The organism is Pseudohongiella nitratireducens (assembly GCF_001642735.1).
In the GTDB taxonomy this organism is placed as follows: domain Bacteria; phylum Pseudomonadota; class Gammaproteobacteria; order Pseudomonadales; family Pseudohongiellaceae; genus Pseudohongiella; species Pseudohongiella nitratireducens.
Genome location: NZ_LWHM01000001.1, coordinates 194,566 through 217,358, shown reverse-complemented (window position 1 = coordinate 217,358; position 22,793 = coordinate 194,566). Strand labels below are relative to the sequence as shown.

Below are 22,793 nucleotides of genomic sequence, written 5' to 3'. Positions count from 1 at the left end.
GCCAGCCGTCCATACATATGAGAGATTCTGTGTAAGTATGCTCTAACTTGAGCGGCATAAGTAATAGGCAATTATGACCATGAACGAAGCGGACACCAGAGCCAACCTCATTGACCCCAAGCTGGTCGATGCTGGCTGGGGCAAGGTGGAGAACAGCTATATCCGCCGTGAGGTCAGTATTACCCAGGGCAGGATTATCGGCGGCGGCAAACGCGCTTCGGCATTAAGCAGCGACTATGTACTGGAATATCAGGGCCGCAAACTGGCGGCGATTGAGGCGAAAAAAGAGAGCCTGAGCTATACCGAGGGGGTGCGGCAGGCCAAAGAGTACGCCCTGCGTCTGCAGTGCCGTTTTGGCTATGCCACCAACGGTCACGATATCTATCAGATGGATATGCTCACCGGCGAGGAAAAGCTGGTCGAACAGTTCCTGGGCCCGGATCAGCTCTGGCAACTGACTTTTGATCCTGTCCAGAGGCCTGGTGGTGAACAGCCCGAGCCCGACTTTGCTGCCGTCTGGCGTGAGCGTTTCGCCCAAATCCCCTTTGAATGCAAAGGCGATTGGCAGCCCCGTTACTATCAGGAAAACGCTATTAATAATGCCCTGGAGGCTATCGCTCAGGGAAAACAACGTATCCTGCTCACCCTGGCGACGGGTACTGGCAAAACCTGTATCGCGTTTCAGATGGCCTGGAAACTGTTCCACAGCCGCTGGAGCCTAAGCGCACAGCGCCAACCCGATGCCGCCAAAAAACGCCCGCGTATCTTGTTTCTGGCCGACCGCAACGTGTTAGCGAATCAAGCCTTTAACGACTTTGGCCCCTTTGGTGAAGATGCTATTGTGCGACTGGAGCCGGGTGAGATAAAAAAGAAAGGGTCAGTTCCCAAGAATGCCAGTGTGTTCTTCACGATCTTTCAGACCTTTATGTCCGGTACGGATGCAGATGGCAATCCCTCTCCCTATTTCGGTGATTATCCGAGTGACTTTTTCGACTTTATTATTGTTGATGAATGTCATCGCGGTGGCGCCAATGACGAAAGTACCTGGCGTGAAATACTTAACTACTTCTCCCCGGCGGTACAACTGGGGTTAACCGCTACCCCGAAGCGCACCGTTAACGCCGACACTTACGCTTACTTTGGTGAGCCCGTATACAGCTATGCACTGAAAGATGGGATTAACGATGGCTTCCTGACTCCGTTCAAGGTGCTGCCCATCGTCGGTACGATGGACGAATACATTTATACTCCCGGTGACGGTCTGGTCGTCAAAGGCGAGCCAGAGCCAGGTAGAGTGTATAAAGAAGCCGATTTCAATCGCATTATTACCATCCCTGAACGGGAGAAAATGCGAGTCCACTACTGGATGGATCGGTTTAATCCTCATGAAAAAACCATTGTGTTCTGTGCCACCCAGGAGCACGCAGGTATCGTCAGAGATTTCATCAATCAATATGCTGTCGAAAAAGGCTGGACGAGCAATCCCGGTTACTGTGTCCGAGTGACCGCTAATGACGGTGTGTCCGGTGAGAATGACCTGAAGACTTTTCAGGACAACGAAAAAACGATCCCGACCGTCCTGACGACCTCTCGTAAACTTTCGACGGGCGTGGATGCTCGCAATGTGCGCAATATTGTGCTGATGCGACCGTGTAACAACATGATCGAGTTCAAGCAAATCATTGGCCGCGGCACGCGAATGTATGAGGGCAAAGACTATTTCACCATCTACGATTTTGTGAAAGCGCATTACAATTTCGCTGACCCTGACTGGGATGGTGAACCATTGCCACCAGAAGATCAGCCTGTCATTTGTCAGCGTTGTGGTAAGAGCCCTTGTCAATGTGAAAAAGGGGGCACGGAAGAAGGTGTTTGCTCCGTTTGCGAAAATAGCCACTGCTCTTGTGAAAAGCCACCACCTGAGCCTTGTTTAGATTGCGGGCAACGCCCCTGCGTGTGCGAAAAGAAAGTTGTTATTCAGCTGTCAGATGGCAAGGCAAGACAGATTAAACATATCTACTCTGCCATGTACTGGAGTCCCGAAGGCAGACCCATTACGGCCAGAGAATTCCTCCAGCGTATGTTTGACGACCTTCCTCAATTTTTCTCTGACGAAGAACAGCTCCGTCGGATCTGGAGCGACCCAACAACCCGTGAAAAACTTCTCGAAGACTTAGCAGAAGCAGGTTATGACGAAGACAAACTTGAAGGGATGAAAGACCTGATCGATGCCAAAGACAGTGATGTCTACGATGTCCTGGCTTACGTAGCTTACGCTACAGAAATACATACTCGGATCGAGCGCGTAAAAGAAGCCAGACCATCAATTTTTCAGGCCTACTCAGATTACAAACAACGCGAGTTTATTGACTTCATTCTAGAGAAATATGTTCAGGATGGAGTGGGAGAATTATCGCCTAACAAGATGCGCAGCTTGTTGGAATTAAAATACAACACAATAAGCGATGCGGCGACAAAGCTAGGTCAACCTGGTGAAATCAGAAACACCTTTGTTGGTTTCCAGCGATACTTGTATTCAGTATAACGGTATCTTGCATAGTGGTGTACTAATGTTGAGCCGATTAATTCCTTGAAGTAGCTTGCTCAGCTTCCACTGTAGAATTGTCAAAAATTCCTTGGAATTCCGCATAGGCATCAGGATCAAATAGCCTGCATGACGCTAGTCGTTGCGCTGGTAGTACAGTCATAAAATGCTCTGTATCCAAATGCGATAACGACTTACTCATTGATTCATATAGTTGGTCATAGAAGGTGGTGAAGTAAACCTTCTGTTTATCGTCCCTGAACCCGGTTACGACAGGTATGATACTAAAGTATTTCCTGGGGTCTTTTGCTGGGTCAGAAACTCTGTATACCCAGCCCACGTAAACCTTGCCGTCTTCAAGCGTAATCATCACCATGAAATTTGTTTCCATGGCGTTGACTAGTAACCACTCAAACTCGTTTTCTTGCAGAGCATCTAAATAGTATTCGTATTCATTGGTGAATTTATTGAAAAGTTTTGCGATTAGAAAAGCAAAGAATGGGGACGTTAGTAAAACTTGGATCACAAAAGAAGCAGTGTCGTCGAGCAGATAATTGAACGGACCTCTCCAACTATCTGGTATGAAGTGCAGTAGACCAAAAAAGAATAACGATGTAACAACACAAACCACCAATCCCCAAAATGCTGCGCGAAAATATAGCTTGTGGCCATCCTCTCGAGCTAAACGATAGCGGGTAGCTTCCCATTCTTTAATGAAGTTAAATCCGGCAACCAGGCCCAATAAGAATAATGGAGAGTAGCCAATGTCCATATGTGCTACCTAGAGTTGTTGTAGGGATTTAGGAAGGTTGTAGCTGTTTCTTGAAAGCCGCGATTGCTCTTAATTGGTTCTGAGCAGTGCTGGATTGGATAATGGTAGCTGGGTCTTTATATGCACCACCTGTCTTGGATACGATGACCCCAGATTTTTTCAGCGACTCGGCCGCTTTTTGTCGAGACTTATTGATGCCTGACATAATAATTACCCAATAGTGGAAATTGCTTAGTTTTATAAATCACTATAACCAAGAATAGCGCAAATGCAAGATGGTTGCTTGAAAGGTAATCGAAGAATTATGGTGCCAGGAGAGGTCTGTAAATAACTTTTTATATATCTGATATTTATAATTTAATGTATTTTGTGAAAATTCTGTTGTTGCTTATGTTGTTGCTTTTTATTTTGTGTGAAGCAGAATTTCTCACCCTGATGTTCTTGCTGATTACTTCGAAATCCTGTTCGCGAATAACATGACTTTATTGTTCTTTGCAGTCTATTGTAAGCTGTATCCATCCAGCCCTATAACATTGCAGAAAAAAGTGACATGGAACAAACTGTGGTACAACGATTATCGGATAAATTGTTGTAACACTTTGAAACCCCTTACTGACCAGGTCTTAATAAGAGAGTTATCCAACTGAAGCAGTGACATCTGGGCTTGGAGCAAGCAATTAACTAAAAGCGGAAAAGGCCGTGTAATGGAGTTGCTCCGTGACGGAATAGTCTGAAGTAACCTTAAGTCTATGGAGTTCGAGTAATTTTCTACATTAATACGTGTTCGGTATACCCAATCTAATCGTTTATAGATTAATAAAAAACATGGCATTGTTGCTAAAGTATTGTTTTGCTTTGTTTTATGTGGTCGGTTGTGTTGTTCTCGGCCTCAGAGTTAACGATGTCGAGCTAGGGCTTGATACGCCCTTGCAAATAAAATTTACAATAATGGAATTTTAATGGATCGATTAGATATCAGGGACTTGGCAGGCCTCCGCATGGCCGTAGGCTACCTGGGTGAAAAGTCCCAAAACAACTGGTGGTCATCCAGCTTTCTAGCACCCCAAGCGAAAACATACCTTTCGCCAATCTACCCAAGAACCGTGGCGTTAGCGCAGTACAGAGGGGTAACAGAGGCGGCGCTTCTCGTGCACGACGAGTTTATTGGTATCGGTAGGAATTACCACCTCTTCCGGTTACCCGAAGCCGTCGAACATGCCGCTGCGGATTACGTCCAGGCAAAAGACGAGGACCATTACCCCCGAATGCTCGATAGCCAAGAGTCGGCATTAGGTGTATTGCAGAGGCTGGCGAGTGGAAGCGGTAACCAAGCGGAAGGGCCGGTTGCTGTCGGCCAGTACTCCGATGCGAATCTCAGTGAGATGTTGCAGGAGGCCGCAGGCTACTACCTGGCAGCCTTTCAATTCGGCACAAAATGTTACCCGTTCATGAGAGAGACTGCGTGACTGAAGCTGTGCAATACACCACCCAATTACAAGCTGGATTAGGCTTGGTTGAGGAAACAAAACTGCTGCTCTCGATCTACGAGCCGGGACAAACCAGCGCAGAACTCTATGAGAGCGCGTTAAGCTCCGGCCTGTTTCCCATGGTGTCGGCTCGAAGATTGAGAAACATCGTCTCCGAGTGTTTCGCGCCCAGATACATCAAGCAGGGCGGAGCGCCGCATCTGAAGCGGCTGGCGAGTGAGGTAAGTACCTCTACTTTGAACCAGCTTCTGATGGTTTACACCGCTGAAGCCAATCTAATATTCAGGGATTTCGTCCGAGAAGTATATTGGCCTCACTATGCTGGTGGTCGGAGTACCATCTCCCTGGATGACGCCAAAGACTTCGTAGAGCAAGCAGTCAGGGATGGTAAAACGCAGAAGCATTGGGCTGAGTCTACAATCAAAAGGATGTCCTCCTACCTGATAGGATGTTGTGCTGACTACGGTCTCTTATCGTCCAGGCGATCCGCAACCAGAGACATCCAGCCCATTCGAATCGAGCAGTCGACGGTTCTCTACCTGGCATACATGCATCATTTAAACGGGCTAGGGGATAACGCGGTTATCAATCATCCGTCGTGGGAGCTGTTTGGTCTTGAGCCTATGGATGTGAAAGACGAGCTGAAACGGCTAGCGAAGAACAATTGGCTGATCGTTCAATCCGCAGCGGATGTGGTGCGAATCAGTTGGCAGTACAAATCAATGGAAGAGGTGGTCGATGTCATCATCGCTGAACGCTGATTTTAACGAAGTCATTGAGCGAATTAAGCGAGGCAGGGAATTTGGCCAAGCCAGCTTTGAGCCGATTTATTATCTGGTTTTTTCACCCAGCGATATTTTGGCCGTCAAACGCCAGATGAAAGCCTGGGAAGCTCGCCTGACCAATGATGGTTGGATCGTCCACAAATTCTCTATCGCTGATGCCATCCAGGAAATTTTCGAGTCGACCCCAAGCATTATTAAGAATGCTTGGCATAAGAAAGATGCCGAGGCTCCTCAGCAATGGCAAAAAACCAACGCTGCCTTGGCGAACAGGCTAGAAAAGGGAACTCTGCAGTCCAAGTTGGAAGACCTCTTAACCGAGCTGGAACAAGAACCCAACGCCATCCTGCTAGTGACCGACCTAGAGGCGCTGCATCCCTATATGAGGATTGGCTCCATTGAAGGGCAGCTCCAAGGCAAGTTCTCCGTCCCCACAGTATTTTTCTATCCCGGTGTACGCACTGGTAAAACCCGACTGAAGTTTCTTGGTTTTTACCCAGAAGATGGCAACTACCGCTCCGAACACGTTGGTGGGTAAAAACGTAGTCAAAGGATAAGACAATGGAAATCAAATCGCTTTTCGATAGTAACAAAGACATCTACCGCTCCATTGAGAAGGTCATCACCTACGGTGCGTCCCAAGAGGCTCGGCTGAAGGCGGAGATTTCTGAGTACGTTGTTACTGAAAGCATCGAAGACCAATTCGAAAAGCTGCTGGGCAAAATGCAGCACGCCATGGATGCTGGCGGAGAAAACGAAGTCGGGGTTTGGGTGTCCGGTTTCTATGGCTCCGGTAAAAGTTCCTTCACCAAGTACCTGGGCTTGGCTTTTGATGACAATATTAAGATCGACGGAGTGCCTTTCATTCAGCACCTGCAAGATCGCCTGCACAAAAGCACCACGAAAGCTCTGTTAAGCTCAGTTGCCAAACGCTTTCCCGCTGCAGTGCTCATGCTGGACTTAGCCAGTGAGCAGGTCGCCGGCGCCACTATGGAAGAGGTGTCCACGGTGCTGTACTACAAAGTGCTGCAGTGGGCTGGGTATTCTCGAAACTTGAAGGTGGCAGCATTTGAGCGCCGACTCAAAAAAGAAGGTCGCCACGAGGAGTTCTTGCAGTTATTCCGAGAGCATACGGATGGCGAGGAATGGGCTGATTACCGAAACGACGAGCTTGTTGTAGACAGCATCATTCCTGAACTTGCCCACAAAATGTATCCGGCACTGTTCACCACCCCTACTTCGTTCTCAACAGAGACCAGCGAAGTGATTCGCTTCGAGGATGATCGGGTCAAAGAAATGCTCGATATCGCCCGCGAAGCAACGGGCAAAGACTACATCATCTTCATCATCGATGAGGTAGGGCAGTACGTCGCCTCTCGCCAAAACCTGATCCTTAACCTAGATGGACTGGCCAAGAACCTGAAACACATTGGCGACGGTAAGGTCTGGATCATCGGCACCGCGCAGCAAACACTGACAGAAGACGACACCAAGGCCGCACTGAACTCCGCCGAGCTGTTTAAACTCAACGACCGCTTCCCAATTCAAATTGATCTGGAAGCAAGCGATATCAAAGAGATTTGTTACCGGCGGCTGCTTGGTAAGTCTCCCTCTGGCGAAGAAGAATTGGGTGGCCTGTTTGATCAGCATGGTCAGGCATTGCGTCACAACACCAAGCTTGTAGACGCAAGAGTATACGGTGCTGATTTCGATCGCCAGACTTTCATCGACTTATACCCGTTCCTCCCCGCGCACTTCGACATTCTCCTGCACCTGCTGGGCGCCTTGGCGAAATCTACAGGAGGTATTGGCCTGCGCTCCGCCATTAAGGTGGTTCAGGACATTCTCGTGGAAGGGCCAGATGGACGAACACCAGTGGCAGGTCAGCCTGTGGGTTGGCTGGCCAACACAGTAACCCTCTATGATGCGCTGGAAAAAGATATTCGTCGTGCTTTCCAAGCTCTTCATAATTCCGTGGAGCAGGTGACAAATATTCATTTTCATGATTCGGAGATTCATCAGCAGATCGCAAAAACTGTATGTGTTCTTCAAATCCTGAACAACCTGCCTGTAACTCGCCAAAACGTCACCAGTCTGATGCATTCAGGTGTCACCCAAACTGCGGCTACAGAGCAAGTGACAAAGGCGGTTGAAGAACTTATTTCTGATTCCAGAGTGCCGTTCGGGGAACAGGACGGAAACCTTTGTTTCTTCAGCGAAAAACTGAACGAGATTGAGCAAGAGCGAGCCAATATAGCCACCCGAGCGGTGGAGCTGCGCAGAATCGTCAGCGATGCGCTGAAAGAAGTGTATTCGCCATTGCCCCAAACCCAGCTCAACGGGTCCCTGGGTGTCGCGACCGGTCTTAAAGTTCAGGCAACCTCCGGGTCCGTCCCATCATCGTTGGCAGGGGAAAGAAACCCAATCCAAACCATCGTCGAGTTGGTCAACCCCACTGATTACGATGCAGCCAAGGCTCGCCTGGTAAACGACAGTCGGCAGAAGGCCGAGCAGCACTCCATCTTCCTTCTGGGGCGCACAACGCCAGTAATGGATGAACTGACCACGGAAATATACCGCTGCAAAGAAGTGGTTACCCGGTACCGTAATGAGCCCGACCAGGAAGTAAAAGACTATTGTGCCGGCCAATCAGATCGCGCAGCTCGTTTGATGAGCGACCTGGAACGGCAAATTCGACGCAGCTTGCTTCAAGGATCTTTCATTTTCCGTGGTACTCCAACAGCGGTGAACTCGCTGGATCAAGAGCTTCTCAACGCCGCCAGAAAACACATCGGTGATGTTGCAGAACAAGTGTTCGACCGACATTCCGAGGCACCTACCCGTGCGGGGACAGACCTGGCAGAGAAGTTTCTGCGCCTGGGTAACCTTACCGGCGTGACGGCTGCAGTAGACCCATTGGGATTGGTTCAGAAAACGGTCAAAGGGCCTTCTATCGATACCTCTCACAAAGCCATAACAAGCATTACCGACATGATCGAGCGACAGGGCTCCATCGAAGGCAAGCGCCTTGCCGATATCTTCACGGCACCGCCTTTTGGCTGGTCTCAAGATACTCTGCGCTACCTGGTTGCCGCCATGCTGATTGCCGGCGAGATCAAGCTGAAGGTGGGTGGCCGAGAAGTAACCGTTAACGGGCAGCAGGCAATTGATGCATTAAAAACCAATAACAGCTTCAAGTCCGTTGGCGTTTCTTTGCGTGGGGAAGACCGTCCCAGCATGGAAGTGCAAGCGCGTGCAGCTGAACGACTCACCGAGCTGACAGGCGATGTTGTGGTTCCTTTGGAAGACGACATCAGCAAAGCAACGGTGAAAATGTTGCCGCAGCTTCAGCACCGTTATGGCCCGCTGTCAGAAAAGTTGAAAGCTCTGGGATTGCCGGGCAGTGATCGACTGGAAAACCTCTCAAGCGACATGAGAGATATCCTCTCGAACGACGCATCGGATGCACCAAAGCGCCTGGGCAATGAAAACTCAGAATTGTACGAAAGCCTGAAATGGGCTGCTGAGCTTCATCGTGCACTTGAGAATGGACTAGAGAATACGTTGCGGGAACTGCAAAAGTACGTGTCCACGGTCCAAACGCTGCCTGACAGCGGTGTGCCAGGAAAACTAAAAAATGAACTCTCGGATGAATTAATCCAAATTCAGGACCGGCTCAATCATCAGGAATTCTTCAGATATGCGACAGAGTTCTCCGGTGGCGTAACAACGCTGAAAACAAGAGTTCGCGATTCTGCGATTGCTTTGCAAAACGAGCAGGCCCAAAGGATCAAATCCGCCCAGGAGGACCTTGATCGTTTGCCTGAGTGGGTAGAACTCACCCAGCAAGAGCAGAACTCGTTGCTTGGCGACCTAGAGGCTCTGCAGCTTGAAGCAGCACAAGACCTGGCAGGCCTGCAGGCGCTAGTGAACCAAGAGTACATGATCAACAGCCAAGTGCAGGATGTGAAACGCCGTATTCAGAAGATCGGTAGTGAGCGAGTTCGAGAAAAGGTAAAAGCAGAGCAAGACAAGGCTGCTGCCGAAGGAAAGCCCCAACCAATGAAGCGTCAGTTCGCCTCCAAAGCCAAAATCACAACTATGGATGACCTCGATGTCTTGATCGGTGAATTGAACAAGCTTCGAGCTGAACTTTATTACGCTCACGAGTTCGAGCTGGTGCTGAATTTGAAGGACGAGGGATAACGGATGGCGTTTGATCAAAGCACCCGGGGCCGGCTCCAGAAGTTTGTCACCAACTGCCGAGTATCTTTAAGCGAAGAACTGACCCGACAGTTTCAATCTCTCTATGGCTTAGACCCAAGCACGGGGCACGTTGCGGAGCTGGATGAGCTTACGCATCTGGATAACCGACAGCGTCAGACTGCCCAATTATTAAGGGAGATGTTGGCACACTACGTTGCAGCGACTCCAGGTAAGGACGAGGCGGGGCGAAAAAAACAAGCCCTGGAGCGTATCGTGAGAGAGCAGGCGTTCACAGTCCTGAACCGACTTGCAGCCCTCCGAATGGCGGAAGCACGTGGATTTCTGATTGAATCGATAGCCCAAGGGCAGAATTCAAAGGGATTTCAGCTCTATCGCTCCCTGGCGAGCACAGCCCACGGTGAAACGGGGGATGCCTATATTAGCTATCTGTTCAGCCTGTTTGACGAGTTTGCCCTAGACATGGCTGTGTTATTCGATAGGCATAGCCCACAAGGGCGACTTTTCCCTCGTGAAGGCACGTTGTTGGAAGTTCTTGAACAGATCAACCATCCAGATATAGAACACCTCTGGGCGGAAGACGAAACCATCGGCTGGATCTACCAGTACTTCAACTCCCAGGAAGAGCGCAAAAAAATGCGCAAGGAGTCGCAGGCTCCACGTAACAGTCGTGAACTGGCGGTGCGCAATCAGTTCTTCACCCCGCGCTACGTGGTGGAGTTTCTGGTGGATAACACCCTTGGACGGATTTGGTTTGATGCCACCAACGGCAACACCAGCTTATATGACCGTTGCCAATACCTGCTAGTGAAGCCGGAAGAATTGGAAGCCAAACGAGGCGAACCGGCACCGTGCACCCTGCGTGACCCGCGTACGCTCAAACTGCTAGACCCCGCCTGTGGCTCCATGCATTTTGGTCTCTATGCCTTTGACCTTTTCTTGGAGATCTACCGTGAAGCATGGGCTTGGGAACACCAGCAAGGCCCCGGCAGTCTAGATGTCTCCACTCAGCCGGATATGGGGTTAAAGCCCTTAAGTCAGACTTACGAAGATGAAATTGCCTACCTGAGGGATGTTCCGCGTCTGATAATCGAACATAACATCTACGGAGTGGATATTGACCCCCGTGCTGCCCAGATAGCCACCCTGGCGCTGTGGCTTCGAGCCCAGCGTGCTTGGCACGATGCCGATGTAAAAGCGCAGCAACGCCCCATCATTGGCCAAGGCCATGTAGTGGCGGCCATTGCGCCACCTGCCGAAAAAGAACTGCGCCAGCAGTTTTCTGAACAGCTGGATACCAAGGATGGACAGCTATTCGAGAAAAGTCTGCAACTGCTGCATAACCTGCCTGAATTGGGAGTGTTGCTGCAGGTGGAGCGGGAGCTGCCCAAGTTGATAAAGCAAGTTTATGGAGGGAGTGGAAATGATCTTTTTGCGGAACAAGAACAGGAGGTTTGGAATCAAGCTGAGTACCGTTTACGCAATGCGTTGATCAACTTCACTGAACAGGTAAGTAGCAACTATCAAAGTCAGCTGTTTGCGTTGGATGCACTGCAGGGACTGAGACTGATTGACTTAACTCGTGAAGTTTTTGATGTGGTGGTGATGAATCCGCCATTTGGAGCGTTATCGAGCAACACCAAAACAAAGATTGGAAAGATATACCCAAATAGCAAAAACGATCTTCTGGCCGTATTTGTTGAACGAGGCGTGGAGCTACTTCGAAAATCCGGCCGCTTGGGGGCTATTACCTCACGCACATGCTTTTTTCTATCTAGTTTCCAGAAATGGCGTGAGCACGTTGTGCTGTTAAATGCGAAGCCAGAAGTTTTGGCGGACTTGGGATACGGGGTGATGGATGATGCGATGGTGGAGGCAGCTGCCTACGTTTTGGAGAAACAATCATGAGCCAGTTCCTACGTTTCCTTGATGAAAGCGATAAAACTAGTGCCCTGAGGGAGGTAAGCCAGCAGCTGCGAAAAGGTGAAGATGATGCACGGATTTTTGAAGTGGAGCCGGAAGCTTTTGATGCAGTGCCAGGGAAGCCATTTGCTTATTGGGTGAGTGAAGAAGTCCGGCAGACCTTTGAACGTATGCCCGCGTTTGAATCTGAGGGCCGTACTGCACGCCAAGGTTTAGCCACAGCAGAGGACTTTCGTTTTGTTCGAACTTGGTGGGAGGAGCCTGGAGACGGGTGGCATGGCTTTGCGAAAGGCGGATCGTTTTCGCCGTTTTACGCAGACGTTTATCTCATGGCTTACTGGAATACGGATGGTTCTGAAATAAAAGCTGGTATTTGCAGGCGTTATCCCTATCTGTACGGCAATGCGGAGTTCGTGGCTAAAAATCCGCAGTTTTATCTGCGCCCTGGGATCACTTGGCCACGGCGCACCACTAGCGGCCTTAGCATGCGTGCCATGCCCCAAGGCTGTATATTCGCTGACAAAGGGCCTGCCGCATTCGTGGCTGGTAATTCTACGGACGACCTTATGGCATTGTGCGCTGTCACCAATAGTAGGGCCTTTGGCTTGCTCGTATCGCTGCAATTGGCTGCTGCGGATGCTGCAGCGAGGTCTTATGAGGTAGGCGTGATCCAGAAAACGCCGTTACCCGAACTCAGTGTGGCGAATCAAGATAGGCTGGCGAGAATGGCCCATCGTGCATGGTCCCTGAAGCGATCATTAGACACCATTGAAGAAAATTCACACGCATTTATTCTTCCGTTCGCCCTGCGAATCCAACTGAGTGAGTATGACCCGTCGACCATAGAATCAGAGCTCGCATCTGTTCAGACGGATATCGATTCTCTTGCGTATGAACTCTATGGGTTTAGCGATGTAGACAAAGCTGCTTTGCAGGACAGCTACGCCCCAATAAGCGAGAATGACGCAGGCGGTAGCATAGTCGATGGAGCTGACGGAGATGAAGGTGCTAAACCCATTGATCAGACGACAAGTCTATTGAGTTGGGCGGTCGGGGTTGCATTTGGCCGTTTCGATTGGCGCCTAGCTACGGGCCAACGACAAATCCCACCAGAACCAAATCCCTTTGATTCTCTCCCAGATAAAAGCCCGGGTATGCTTCCCAGTGGTGAAGAACCATTTCATGTTCATGCGGGTATCTTAGTGGATGGCGAGGGGCATCAGCATGATTTGCCCAGACTGATCGAGCAGGTTTTGGATACTGTTGGTACATCGGTTAGTCAGGATATTCGCCGCTGGTTGCGTAAGGATTTTTTCTCTTTTCACCTGAGGCGCTACTCCAAAAGTCGCCGTAAAGCTCCGATCTACTGGCCTTTGTCGACGGCTACCGGCAGTTACACGCTATGGCTCTACTATCCCGAGCTTACTAGTCAGACTTTGTTTTCGGCCGTGAATGATTTTGTCGAGCCCAAACTCAATTCTGTTCGTGACGATCTTGGCAGCCTGCGCATCAAAGGTGGTAGTCGAAGCAAGCAAGAGGAGAAAGAGCTCGAAAAGCTGGAAGACCTGGAGCACGATCTGGCTGATCTGCGTGACACTCTACTGGAAGTTGCACCTACATTCCGCCCCAGCATGAACGATGGTGTTCAGATAAATGCTGCACCTCTTTGGTCTCTGTTCCACCATAAGCAATGGCAAAAAGCTTTGCAGGAAACCTGGGACAGGTTGGAGAAGGGTGAATACGACTGGGCGCGTCTGGCGCTGAACTACTGGCCCGAGCGGGTTTTGCGTAAATGCACCGAAGATCGAAGCATTGCTATCGCCCACGATGTTGAGGAATTGTTCTGGGAAGAGGTTGAAGTTCCGGTCATCCGTAGGGGGAACGATACCGGCAAAACCAGATTAGATTGGGAGGCTCGGGATCTATCTGAAACTGAGATCTCAAAACTCATCCAGGAGGTGATTGACGATAGGGGGCTGCGCAGTGAGTCACGGTAATACTGCAATGCAGCAATCCAGCAAAGCGCAAGATCGTCCCTTGGGGGTGTGGTTTCAAAACATCCAGCATGGTTACGTAAAGCTCCCTAGGTTCCAGAGATACGAGGCCTGGGATCGTCATCGAGTTGCGAGTTTTCTGGATACGATCATCCACAACTTACCCGTTGGGGTTACCTTGGCGCTGGAAGTGGCCGGTGAGGAGAAGTTTCTTTCTCGCTATATCTCTACGGCTGATCCCGCCTCGCCAGGTACCGTCAACCAGCACCTGCTTGATGGACAGCAGCGACTGACTGCTTTTTGGCGGAGCATGCACAACAACTATGAGTGGGTGACTTTTTTCGTGCACCTTCCGGAGTTTGATAAATCACTGGAAGGGAATGAAGAGCGCGACATTTCCATTCGCTCACAGAATCGCTGGACCGCGAACAACGGCACCCGTCGACCCATTTGGTCTGATGAGCCTGCTAAGTGCTTGGACAGGGGGTTGATCCCAATTGACCTTCTCCGTCCTGAAGATCTATCCAGCGAAGTGGATCAGTGGATAACCGAAGCCACAGCGTCTCTTGAACCGGCTGATGACGAGCCAGAGGCTCTGAAGAAGTACAAGGCGTATACCGCGGTTAAAGACAGGCTCAAGGCTCAGATTTCTGAGCTGCGGGAACGTGTAAAGCACTTCAACTTGCCGTATCTATCCCTGCCAGCACAGACCAGTAAAGATGTCGCTTTGCAGGTATTCATCAACATGAATACCAACAGTAAACCGCTGTCCCTGTACGACATCATCGTTGCAGAAGTAGAGAGCATCGCCCAACGCTCACTCCACGATTTAGAACAAGAGTTGGTGGAATCCTGTCCCAAAGCGATGCGCTATGGGGATGTCCGCAACCTGATTCTGGCCACATCCGCTCTGCTTCAGGAAAAGCTGCCGAATAATCGCGGAATGATCGAAATGAACAAGCAGGTCCTGCTGGATAACTGGGGCACGCTTGAAGTTGGTTTGGAGCGAATGGCCAATCTGCTAGAAAGCCAGGGTGTAGTAGATGAGGCAAGGCTGCCCACCAATGCTGTGCTGGCGGTGTTGGCGGCAGCTTACGAGCATGTGCCTGAAGATGGGGATTTTGTTGCCAAAGCAGAAGAGCTGTTGAGGGCGTATCTGTGGTCTGCTTTCTTCACCGATCGGTACGAGAACTCGGCTGCATCGCGGGCTTACGCGGACTTCAGGGCGCTGAAAGAATTGCTGATTCGCCGAGACTTCACAGAGGCTGACTGGAAGCAGGTTCCCATCTTTAACCGAGAGGAGCACCCGCTGGCAGATCAAGACTCGCTTATCAGTGCTGGGTGGCCAAAGAACGTCGGCATTGAACGCCGGGGCATTTTGGCGGTTTCCAGTTACTTCGGTGCAAATGATTTCGCCGACGATAAGCGGATCAGTTACGGAAATGTTCGTAAGCGTGAGTATCACCATATTTTCCCCGATGCGCTGCTTGCCGAGGCTGAGATTCCCAGCTATCTCGCTTTGAACTGTGCATTGATTACATGGAAAACCAACCGAATTATTGGTCGAAAAGACCCTCTGGAATACATCAAGGAGCGGGTCGACCTGTCGAATGAAGATGCGGTGCGTACCCGTTTGAAATCACACCTTATTCCCTACGAGTGCCTCAGCAAAGCCCATTACGCTGATCTCGAAGGAGAGCCTTTGGCGAGTCGACTGAGGGCGGACTTTGATCAGTTCCTGAAAGATCGAGCCGTGTTAGTTGAAGCTGCCGTTTTGGAATTGACCCGAGGTAAACAGCCGACGTTGGACCAGATCTGGAGTCAGCAGGAGCCACAGAGTGACGATTGAGCAGTTTATTCAGGATGAAGTATTGCAACCGCGCCTGAGCAAAAATGAGGTGGTTGTGGTTTATGACCCAGCCCAACGATATCGCGAGCTATGTGTGGGAATGGCAAGTGAGCGGTGCAAAGTCGTCGATGCGACCGAATCCAGTCTGGACAGTCGCGCTGAAGCATTAGCGGGTCTCCAAGAGCTCGGCAGAGCGGATATAAGCCAGATGCTTGTGTATGTTCCCGCCGCAAAGCCCTTAGAGGATGAACATTGCCAAGGCGATCCGTTCTCCGTTTATATGGCATGCGGTGGTGTTTTTCCGGAGGGGGACGGCGATAGTTACCTGAGTTTGTGCTTGCGAGCTAAGCCTGATCACGCCACGCAAATCCGCAGCGCCTTCGAAAAAGATGACAACCCCAGTTTCGCCGTTATTAATGCGATTGGTGGCGGATTGGATTGGCCGAATTTGCGCGCTCTGCTCGGTGTCGAGTCTTCCCGAGATATTTTGTTTGCTCTGCTCGTTCCAAGTGAACAGCAGCAAGAGGCATTGAAAGGCAGTGATGCCTGGGTCTCTGAAGCGAAGGCTTTGTTCCAGGCAAGCATTGGCCTTAAGTTGCGTACCAGAGGGAAGTCCTGGAGTTCGGTTGCTGATGAACTTTGGACCTATCTGCTTTTCAGTGAATTTGCATTCGATCTACCAGAGGAGCTTCCGCAAGCTCTGGGAGACATGCCGCGCGCTCCGGGTGAGGCCAGGCAGCTCGTAGAGGATTTATGTGAGCGTCTCAGGAGTGACCGTCGAACGCAGTCCACTTACATAGACCGAGCTGAAGCGATTGAAGCTGAGCTGGAACTGCGGACTCATTGCGGCGACATGGTTGACCTGGGTGTGCTCGATACCTTCCCGTTCGAAGAGCGCACCTTCATGCACCAGGCGATTGAGGCTCTGCTCAACGACGACACGGATCAGGTGCGCAAGATTTTATCTCGACATCGTGGATCTGTGTGGACCGGTAAGGGTGAGAGTCAGGCGCAGTGGGATCTGCTAAAGGCGGCTTCAGGTTTAATTGATAAGTGCGAAGATCTCGACCGTGTTTTGGCAGACCATACCAAGAGTATCGGTTCTTTGGTTGAGTTCTATGTGTCTCACCTTCGGGAGGCTGACAGGCTGCACCGTGAGTTTGAGCAAGCGGTAAGCGATTTTGATTGGCAGGATGCCCAGGGCACGATGGAGCCAGTCAAAAAGCGGGTTAGGGAGCAGTATGGTCGCTTGATTGAGAAGGTTCAGGGACCGTTCACCAAGCATTTTGAGAACACCGGTTGGCCCCTGCATGGATACCTCTCCAATAGCGATGTCTTTGACCGGTTGGTAGCACCAAAGCTTAAACAGAGCGGTTATCGGATTGCCTACTTAATGGTTGATGCTCTGCGTTATGAGCTGGGGGTTGCTTTAGAGCACCAGCTGGCGGATGACGGCAAGATTGATCTTCAACCGGCAATGGTACAACTACCCAGCATTACCCTGGTGGGAATGACAAGCTTGCTGCCGGAAGCGAGTTCCAGCCTTAAGCTGACCCGGAAGGAAAACAGCCTCATCCCAATGATGGGGGACCAGGTGATTACGAGCGTCTCACAGCGTATGGACTGGATTCGCAAATGTTACGGTCAGCGTTTCCAGGAAGGACGCCTGGAGGAGTTTGTTCGTAGTCGTTTCGAGGTTGGGCCAGACATTGAGCTGTTGGTGCTCCGTTCCGTCGAGATCGATAGCCACTTCGAGAATCACCCTGATACGGCACCTACTGAAATCTCCAACGCTCTGAAGCGCATCCGGGTGGCGGTCCATAAGCTGAAAGACCAGGGGTTTAATGAGGTTGTTATTGCCACCGACCACGGCTTCTTCATGAACACCCATGCTGGCCCGGGTGACACCACCCAGAAGTTACCTGGTAACTGGATCAATGTGCATGAGCGTTGTTTGATGGGCGAGGGGGCGTCTGACCCTGGGCACTATCAAATTACGGCGGAGAAAGCGGGCATTCGTGGTGATTTCCCTCAGCTAGCCGGCCCCAGAACTATGGCGTCATATAAGTCCGGTTTGCTGTATTACCACGGTGGAGTCTCGTTGCAGGAATGCGTTGTGCCCGTGATTTCGCTTCAACTGAGTGGTGCGGACCAACCGAAAGTGCAGAAGGCCAATGTGGTGTTGAGCTATAAAAATGGCGCAAAACGCATCACAACCCGCATGCCGGTCATTGATTTGAGCATTGAGACCGAGGATATGTTCTCTGTCGAGGATGAGTTTGAGATTTTGCTCGAAGCTCAGACTAAGAAAGGCGATGTCGTGGGCGAGGCTAAGGCTGGCGGAGTCGTTAACCCTGCCACCGGAACCATAACTTTGCACCCCGGTGAGAAAGCGCAAGTGACACTTCGAATGCAGATGGAGTTTGAGGGCAAGTTCAAGGTGAAAGCCCTCAACCCAACGACCATGGCAGTATACTGCCAGCTGGAACTTGAAACAGACTACACGGTGTAATGTATGGATGAACTTGATCAGAAAGTAACGCCAATCTTTGATGGCAAAGTAGTTCGGAAGGATCTGCTGCACCGGATCAAGAAGGGCACTAACGTGCCTACGTTTGTTCTGGAGTTTCTGCTTGCCCGCTATTGCGCCAGTGATGAGGAAGCCGAGATCCAGGCTGGGCTTGAGGCGGTTCTGGATACTCTTAACGACAACTATGTGCGGCCCAATGAGGCTAACCGGGCCCAATCAGTGGTTGCAACCAAGGGCAAACACCGGTTTATCGACAAGGTGCACGTCAATTACGTTGAGAAGGACCGCAGGCACTGGGCTGCGCTGGAGAACTTTGACTCTCGGCGGGTGGCGATTGCTGAAAAGTTTTACCGGGACAATGATCGATTGCTGCAGGGTGGGCTTTGGTGCGAAGTGACCATCGCCTATAACGAAATCGAGGAAGATGACTACGCCTTTTATATCGAAGACCTTCGCCCCATCCAGCTGAGCCGCTTCAGCTTTGAGCAGTACTGCGAGGGCAGGGAAGAGTTCAGCCGTAATGACTGGATGGATGTGATTCTCCGGTCCGTCGGTCTTGAGCCGACCAGGTTGTCTCAGCGGTTGAAGATGCACTTTATGGCTCGTTTGTTGCCATTGGTGGAGCCTAACTTCAATTTTATCGAGCTGGGGCCGCGGGGCACCGGTAAGTCATATTTCTTTAGTGAATTCTCCCCGTATTCCACGTTAATCAGTGGTGGTCAGGCAACTAAAGCCACGTTGTTCTATAACAACCAGCGCAAGAAGATAGGCCTTGTTGGTTTCTGGGATACCGTTGCGTTCGATGAAGTGGGTGGTATTAAAGTCAAAGACCCAGACACCATTCAGATCATGAAGGATTTCATGGCGAATGGTCGATTCTCCCGTGGTGTGGAAGTGATTGCAGATGCCTCAATGGCGTTTGTAGGCAACTTGGACCTTTCGGTTCAGCAGGTGGTGAACTCGGAGGTCTACGACCTATTCCAGCCCCTGCCCAAGGAATTCGATTTGGCGGTAATGGACCGCTTTGCCTGTTACTTGCCTGGCTGGGAAATGCCAAAGAACAGCAGTGACTTCCTAACCAATAACTACGGGTTTATCACAGACTACCTAGCGGAAGCCTTCCACTATCAACTCAAGCATACGAACCGCTATGAAGAGGTGAGTAAGCGCATCCGGTTGGGCAAGGAAGTCGAGGGGCGCGATGAGAAGGGGATCAAAAAGACGGTTTCTGGGCTACTGAAAATTTTGCATCCATCATCTTCGCCCTCTGACGATGAGTTTGAAGAATACGTATCTTACGCAGTCGAATGTCGGCGTCGTGTGAAGGAGCAAATGAATAAGCGCAAGACAGACGATGAATTTGCATTGATCAATCTGTCATATATTTCCTCCGACGGCCAAGAGAAGGTAGTTTACTGCCCGGAGTCGCAGACTGCCTCTGCAACACAGGAACCTTCTAGGAAAAATATCCATGCTGGTGAGTTTGAAGAGTTTAAGTCAGAAAAAAACGCTCGGCAAGCAAAGGCATCGGAACCAACTAAGCCTGCCCTTGACAAATCGGAGGCAGAGGTGCCTGTAGTTCATGCCGACGCTGTGGTCGAGCCTAAGGAGCCGCAGGAGCAACATTTCACAATTCACTACGGTGATACAGGGTACAGCTATGAAAGCCTGATAGGGCCGTATCTATTGGGGGCCAAAAAGGTTGAAGTCGAGGACCCCTATATTCGCGCGACTCATCAGGTTCAGAATTTTGTTCGCTTCTGTGAGGCTGTTTTAAAAGCACCCTCCGTCAGAAAAATTGTGCTCACCACCAGCTATGATGAAGAGACCGATGTGAAGCAGCTTTCTGAGCGACTGAGCGAGCTGAAGCAAAGCCTGATAGAGATTGATGTTGAGCTAGAAGTAAAAGTGAACGATCACATGCATGATCGAGAAATTCGCGTTGATAACGGTTGGGTTATCAAGATTGGACGGGGACTCGACTATTATCAAAAACCTGATAATTGGTTTGCTATTGGCGTTAACGATCTGGCTTTGAGAAAGTGTTTAGAAACCAAAATCGATATATTTAAAAGTTAAGGCTGTGACTGAACTTATCAACGACAAATCTATTCAAAATGACCCGCTATAAAATACAGTGATTTAATTAAAGAAGTTGATTTGTCGTCTTTGATGACAATAGGCAGTGCTCATGGCCTGCTTACAAAGTTATACGGCAAACAATCATTGAACGTGAAAATATTCATTACAATTTGTAGATATATATCATTATGTCGCATTTCCTGCATTTACATGATTGGCTGAACGCCAAGGAAGCAATTTCTTATTTGAAGTTATCCGATATCGAAGTCTCTTTGCCTGCCTTGATCAAAGCGTATACGGCATTACAGTTTGAGATGAATTTGGATTTTAAAGACCCAGCAGTCTATGTGTTGAGATTGGAAGAGGCGACTTCTTACCCGCATAAGCTTTTCAACGTAGAATCTATTGACGAGAATTCATCTCATCATGTTAACGGCAAGCTTTTGAGACAGCTTTTTGCTGAGCCGATTTCCAGAAGTGTAATGCAAAGGGGGTATGGTGAAGATGAGCCCGTTTGGATCTTTTCTTGGATGAATGACGAGAGTTTCGAAAGTAGTCAGAATGTACCTGTTTATATACGTTGGGATGGAAATTGGAGCCCTGAGTATAGACTCGATTTCGAACTGCTGAAATGGGGGAAGTTGATGAAGGAGTTCCCTAATCTACTGCTTTTTAAACGTGCTCATTTGGATTCGCTTATTCAATCTGAAAGTCAGGCAAAAGAAAACATCCAAAAAAACAGATTGAAAACTGATAGAAAAACAAGCCTTGGTAGCAAAGAGCGAAATACATTGCTGATTTTAATAGCCGCACTTTGCAGTGAGGCAAAGATTAACTATAAACAGCGAGGTATTTCATCCGCTATTCAAAAAATGACTGAAGAACTTGGCTCTCCTGTATCTGACGACACGATTAATCGTGTTCTCAAACAAATAGATTCAGCGCTTGAAAGTAGAAGCAGATAAACCGAAATCGGAAAGTCGAAATCCGATTTCGGTCAATAGTTATGATTATTTCGGCATTATCCGGCCATGTTCAATAACGCCAAAGGAGGCGCTAACATGGCTAAATCAATACTTAGACTTCCAAGTGTTAAAGCTTTGACTGGTTTATCTCGAAGCACGATCTACCTTCGAGTTGCTGAAGGAGAATTCCCGAAACCGATAAGTTTGGGAGGTCGGGCAGTAGGATGGATTGAGGGTGAGGTTCAAGATTGGATTAAAGAACGAATTGAGTGCAGTCGTGCGAAAAACCAAACTGGAGGTGAGCTATGAATCGTTTATCGCCCCCAGCCCTTCGGTTACGACCAGCAGTCAATGCCTTCTGTAAAGCTTGTATCTACGACAAAAGCGCAGGTTATGGCTCTTGGCGTAAACAAGTGTCAAATTGCCGTTCTTTTTCATGCCCCTTGTTCAATGTGAGGCCAGGTGCTACCAAAGCTCGGAGTACTAATCTCACGTCCCGTCAATCCGAAAAAACTGAGCGATCTGATGTTTTTTTAACAGATGCTGAGCGTTCAAGAGGGCAAGGAGATGGATAGTTCAAATATTTTAGCTTTACCTGACTTCCAAGCTCTGATTCGGACCACAACGAAATTCTACCCCTGTTTTTGTTCCATTGGGACGGTGCATAGTCAAGCAAGGCGCGGCGAGCAGTCCAGAGGCTTAGCGCATTTCAACTCGGTTTTTAATATTATCTTTAAGAAAGTTTACTTGATTAGATACATGGAAGTACCTGGTCAGTACCCTGAGCATGAAGCGCGTCATCATGGATAGCGAAATCGAGCTCAATGGTGAAAACTACAGGATCAATACGAATAAATCGAAAGGGCAGGGATGCTTTGTCGAAATATTGCGTGCGATTCAGTCTAATTTGGCATCTATGCTTAGCTTTCATTGCAAAGTGTATGTCGTCCAATTTGTTGTTCATTGCCATGTGTATGAGCAGAAAAACTCTGGGATATCAGACTTGATGAGGGTTTTTAAAAAACGACTCTCTCGACGCTATGGGTTATCAAGAGTTTCGGGGGGCTGGGTTCGTGAGACAGGACAATCAGGTGTTCAGCATTATCACGTTGTGATTTTTTTGGATGGGAATAAAGTTCGTTGGTTTCGTGGGGTACAAAGTCTGGTTGTTGAAATCATGAAAGCGCGGGGGTATCCATGGCCAAGTTTCATGAAATCTCACATGGTTCGTCGTGATGAGCGTAAGGGCATGAGTGAGGCATTTTATCATTTGAGCTACATGGCCAAAATCAGGTCGAAAACAGGACGTTCTCCTTCTACAAATGATTACTCATTCAGTCGTTTAAAAGCTAAAAGAGGCTGAAATCTGGGAAGGTCTGAATGGTATTTATAAAATAATAGCAAATTCAGTAACATAGGCCTTCTGTGTGCTGGGTTTTAGTCAAGAGTAAACTGTGAAATTAGTAAAGGTTCAGCAAAGGGTAAAAGATAAGTTTTAGATAAGGTTTAGATAAGGTTTAGATAAGGTTTAGATAAGGTTGAGGGAAGGGTATTTGTGAGTGCTGAGCCAGATTTTATGGCGGTCTGTACGGCATGGAAATATCGTAAGAATATAACCTCGAATTTAGTATAGAAAACGG

The 22,793-nt window shown here is 49.3% G+C and carries 14 protein-coding genes; 13 read left to right on the top strand and 1 reads right to left on the bottom strand.

What is annotated here, in order from left to right; all coding sequences use genetic code 11:
• The first annotated feature begins 73 nt into the window (after positions 1-73).
• Positions 74-2,545 (top strand): EcoAI/FtnUII family type I restriction enzme subunit R, encoded by a 2,472-nt coding sequence (hsdR, locus tag PSCS_RS00925; protein ID WP_068809905.1) that lies wholly within the window; start codon positions 74-76, stop codon positions 2,543-2,545.
• Between the two features lie 37 nt (positions 2,546-2,582).
• Here hsdR and PSCS_RS00920 read toward each other — a convergent pair whose 3' ends face one another.
• On the bottom strand, positions 2,583-3,317 hold the full coding sequence (locus PSCS_RS00920) for an LSm family protein (protein ID WP_068809904.1): 735 nt from the start codon (positions 3,315-3,317) through the stop codon (positions 2,583-2,585).
• A gap of 959 nt (positions 3,318-4,276) precedes the next feature.
• Here PSCS_RS00920 and PSCS_RS00910 point away from each other — a divergent pair.
• The 12 genes from PSCS_RS00910 (at position 4,277) to PSCS_RS15415 (ending at position 22,516) form a co-directional block, all read left to right on the top strand.
• Positions 4,277-4,783, top strand: a complete 507-nt coding sequence (locus tag PSCS_RS00910) for a BrxE family protein (RefSeq protein WP_068809902.1) — start codon at positions 4,277-4,279, stop codon at positions 4,781-4,783.
• On the top strand, positions 4,780-5,565 hold the full coding sequence (locus tag PSCS_RS00905; RefSeq protein WP_229694596.1) for a DUF1819 family protein: 786 nt from the start codon (positions 4,780-4,782) through the stop codon (positions 5,563-5,565). The genes PSCS_RS00910 and PSCS_RS00905 overlap by 4 nt, the downstream gene beginning before the upstream one ends.
• Entirely contained in the window at positions 5,543-6,124 is a 582-nt protein-coding gene (locus PSCS_RS00900) for a BREX protein BrxB domain-containing protein (protein WP_068809900.1), read from the top strand. The genes PSCS_RS00905 and PSCS_RS00900 overlap by 23 nt, the downstream gene beginning before the upstream one ends.
• A gap of 23 nt (positions 6,125-6,147) precedes the next feature.
• Complete coding sequence (gene brxC / locus PSCS_RS00895; protein WP_068809899.1) at positions 6,148-9,792, top strand: BREX system P-loop protein BrxC; 3,645 nt, start codon at positions 6,148-6,150, stop codon at positions 9,790-9,792.
• Positions 9,793-9,795: 3 nt separating this feature from the next.
• On the top strand, positions 9,796-11,718 hold the full coding sequence (locus tag PSCS_RS00890) for an Eco57I restriction-modification methylase domain-containing protein (protein WP_068809898.1): 1,923 nt from the start codon (positions 9,796-9,798) through the stop codon (positions 11,716-11,718).
• Positions 11,715-13,730, top strand: coding sequence for a hypothetical protein (locus PSCS_RS00885; protein WP_068809897.1), 2,016 nt, complete (start codon positions 11,715-11,717; stop codon positions 13,728-13,730). Before PSCS_RS00890 ends, PSCS_RS00885 begins: the two co-directional genes overlap by 4 nt.
• Positions 13,717-15,576 carry a DUF262 domain-containing protein gene (locus PSCS_RS00880; RefSeq protein WP_229694595.1) on the top strand — a complete coding sequence of 620 codons (1,860 nt, stop codon included), beginning with the start codon at positions 13,717-13,719 and terminating at the stop codon, positions 15,574-15,576. Before PSCS_RS00885 ends, PSCS_RS00880 begins: the two co-directional genes overlap by 14 nt.
• Positions 15,566-18,088 carry a PglZ domain-containing protein gene (locus PSCS_RS00875; protein WP_068809896.1) on the top strand — a complete coding sequence of 841 codons (2,523 nt, stop codon included), beginning with the start codon at positions 15,566-15,568 and terminating at the stop codon, positions 18,086-18,088. Before PSCS_RS00880 ends, PSCS_RS00875 begins: the two co-directional genes overlap by 11 nt.
• 3 nt (positions 18,089-18,091) lie before the next feature.
• Positions 18,092-20,185, top strand: a complete 2,094-nt coding sequence (gene brxL, locus PSCS_RS00870) for a BREX system Lon protease-like protein BrxL (RefSeq protein WP_068809895.1) — start codon at positions 18,092-18,094, stop codon at positions 20,183-20,185.
• A gap of 191 nt (positions 20,186-20,376) precedes the next feature.
• On the top strand, positions 20,377-21,153 hold the full coding sequence (locus PSCS_RS00865) for a hypothetical protein (RefSeq protein ID WP_068809894.1): 777 nt from the start codon (positions 20,377-20,379) through the stop codon (positions 21,151-21,153).
• 96 nt (positions 21,154-21,249) lie between these two features.
• On the top strand, positions 21,250-21,462 hold the full coding sequence (locus tag PSCS_RS15420; RefSeq protein ID WP_082866689.1) for a helix-turn-helix transcriptional regulator: 213 nt from the start codon (positions 21,250-21,252) through the stop codon (positions 21,460-21,462).
• A 493-nt stretch (positions 21,463-21,955) separates the two neighbouring features.
• Complete coding sequence (locus PSCS_RS15415) at positions 21,956-22,516, top strand: YagK/YfjJ domain-containing protein (protein ID WP_157885578.1); 561 nt, start codon at positions 21,956-21,958, stop codon at positions 22,514-22,516.
• Positions 22,517-22,793 lie beyond the last annotated feature (277 nt).

Coding starts and splice junctions, on each gene's coding strand:
- hsdR (WP_068809905.1), top strand. CDS start 74: ATGACCATGAACGAAGCGGACACCAGAGCCAACCTCATTGACCCCAAG.
- PSCS_RS00920 (WP_068809904.1), bottom strand. CDS start 3,317: ATGGACATTGGCTACTCTCCATTATTCTTATTGGGCCTGGTTGCCGGA.
- PSCS_RS00910 (WP_068809902.1), top strand. CDS start 4,277: ATGGATCGATTAGATATCAGGGACTTGGCAGGCCTCCGCATGGCCGTA.
- PSCS_RS00900 (WP_068809900.1), top strand. CDS start 5,543: ATGTCATCATCGCTGAACGCTGATTTTAACGAAGTCATTGAGCGAATT.
- brxC (WP_068809899.1), top strand. CDS start 6,148: ATGGAAATCAAATCGCTTTTCGATAGTAACAAAGACATCTACCGCTCC.
- PSCS_RS00890 (WP_068809898.1), top strand. CDS start 9,796: ATGGCGTTTGATCAAAGCACCCGGGGCCGGCTCCAGAAGTTTGTCACC.
- PSCS_RS00885 (WP_068809897.1), top strand. CDS start 11,715: ATGAGCCAGTTCCTACGTTTCCTTGATGAAAGCGATAAAACTAGTGCC.
- brxL (WP_068809895.1), top strand. CDS start 18,092: ATGGATGAACTTGATCAGAAAGTAACGCCAATCTTTGATGGCAAAGTA.
- PSCS_RS00865 (WP_068809894.1), top strand. CDS start 20,377: ATGTCGCATTTCCTGCATTTACATGATTGGCTGAACGCCAAGGAAGCA.
- PSCS_RS15420 (WP_082866689.1), top strand. CDS start 21,250: ATGGCTAAATCAATACTTAGACTTCCAAGTGTTAAAGCTTTGACTGGT.
- PSCS_RS15415 (WP_157885578.1), top strand. CDS start 21,956: ATGGATAGCGAAATCGAGCTCAATGGTGAAAACTACAGGATCAATACG.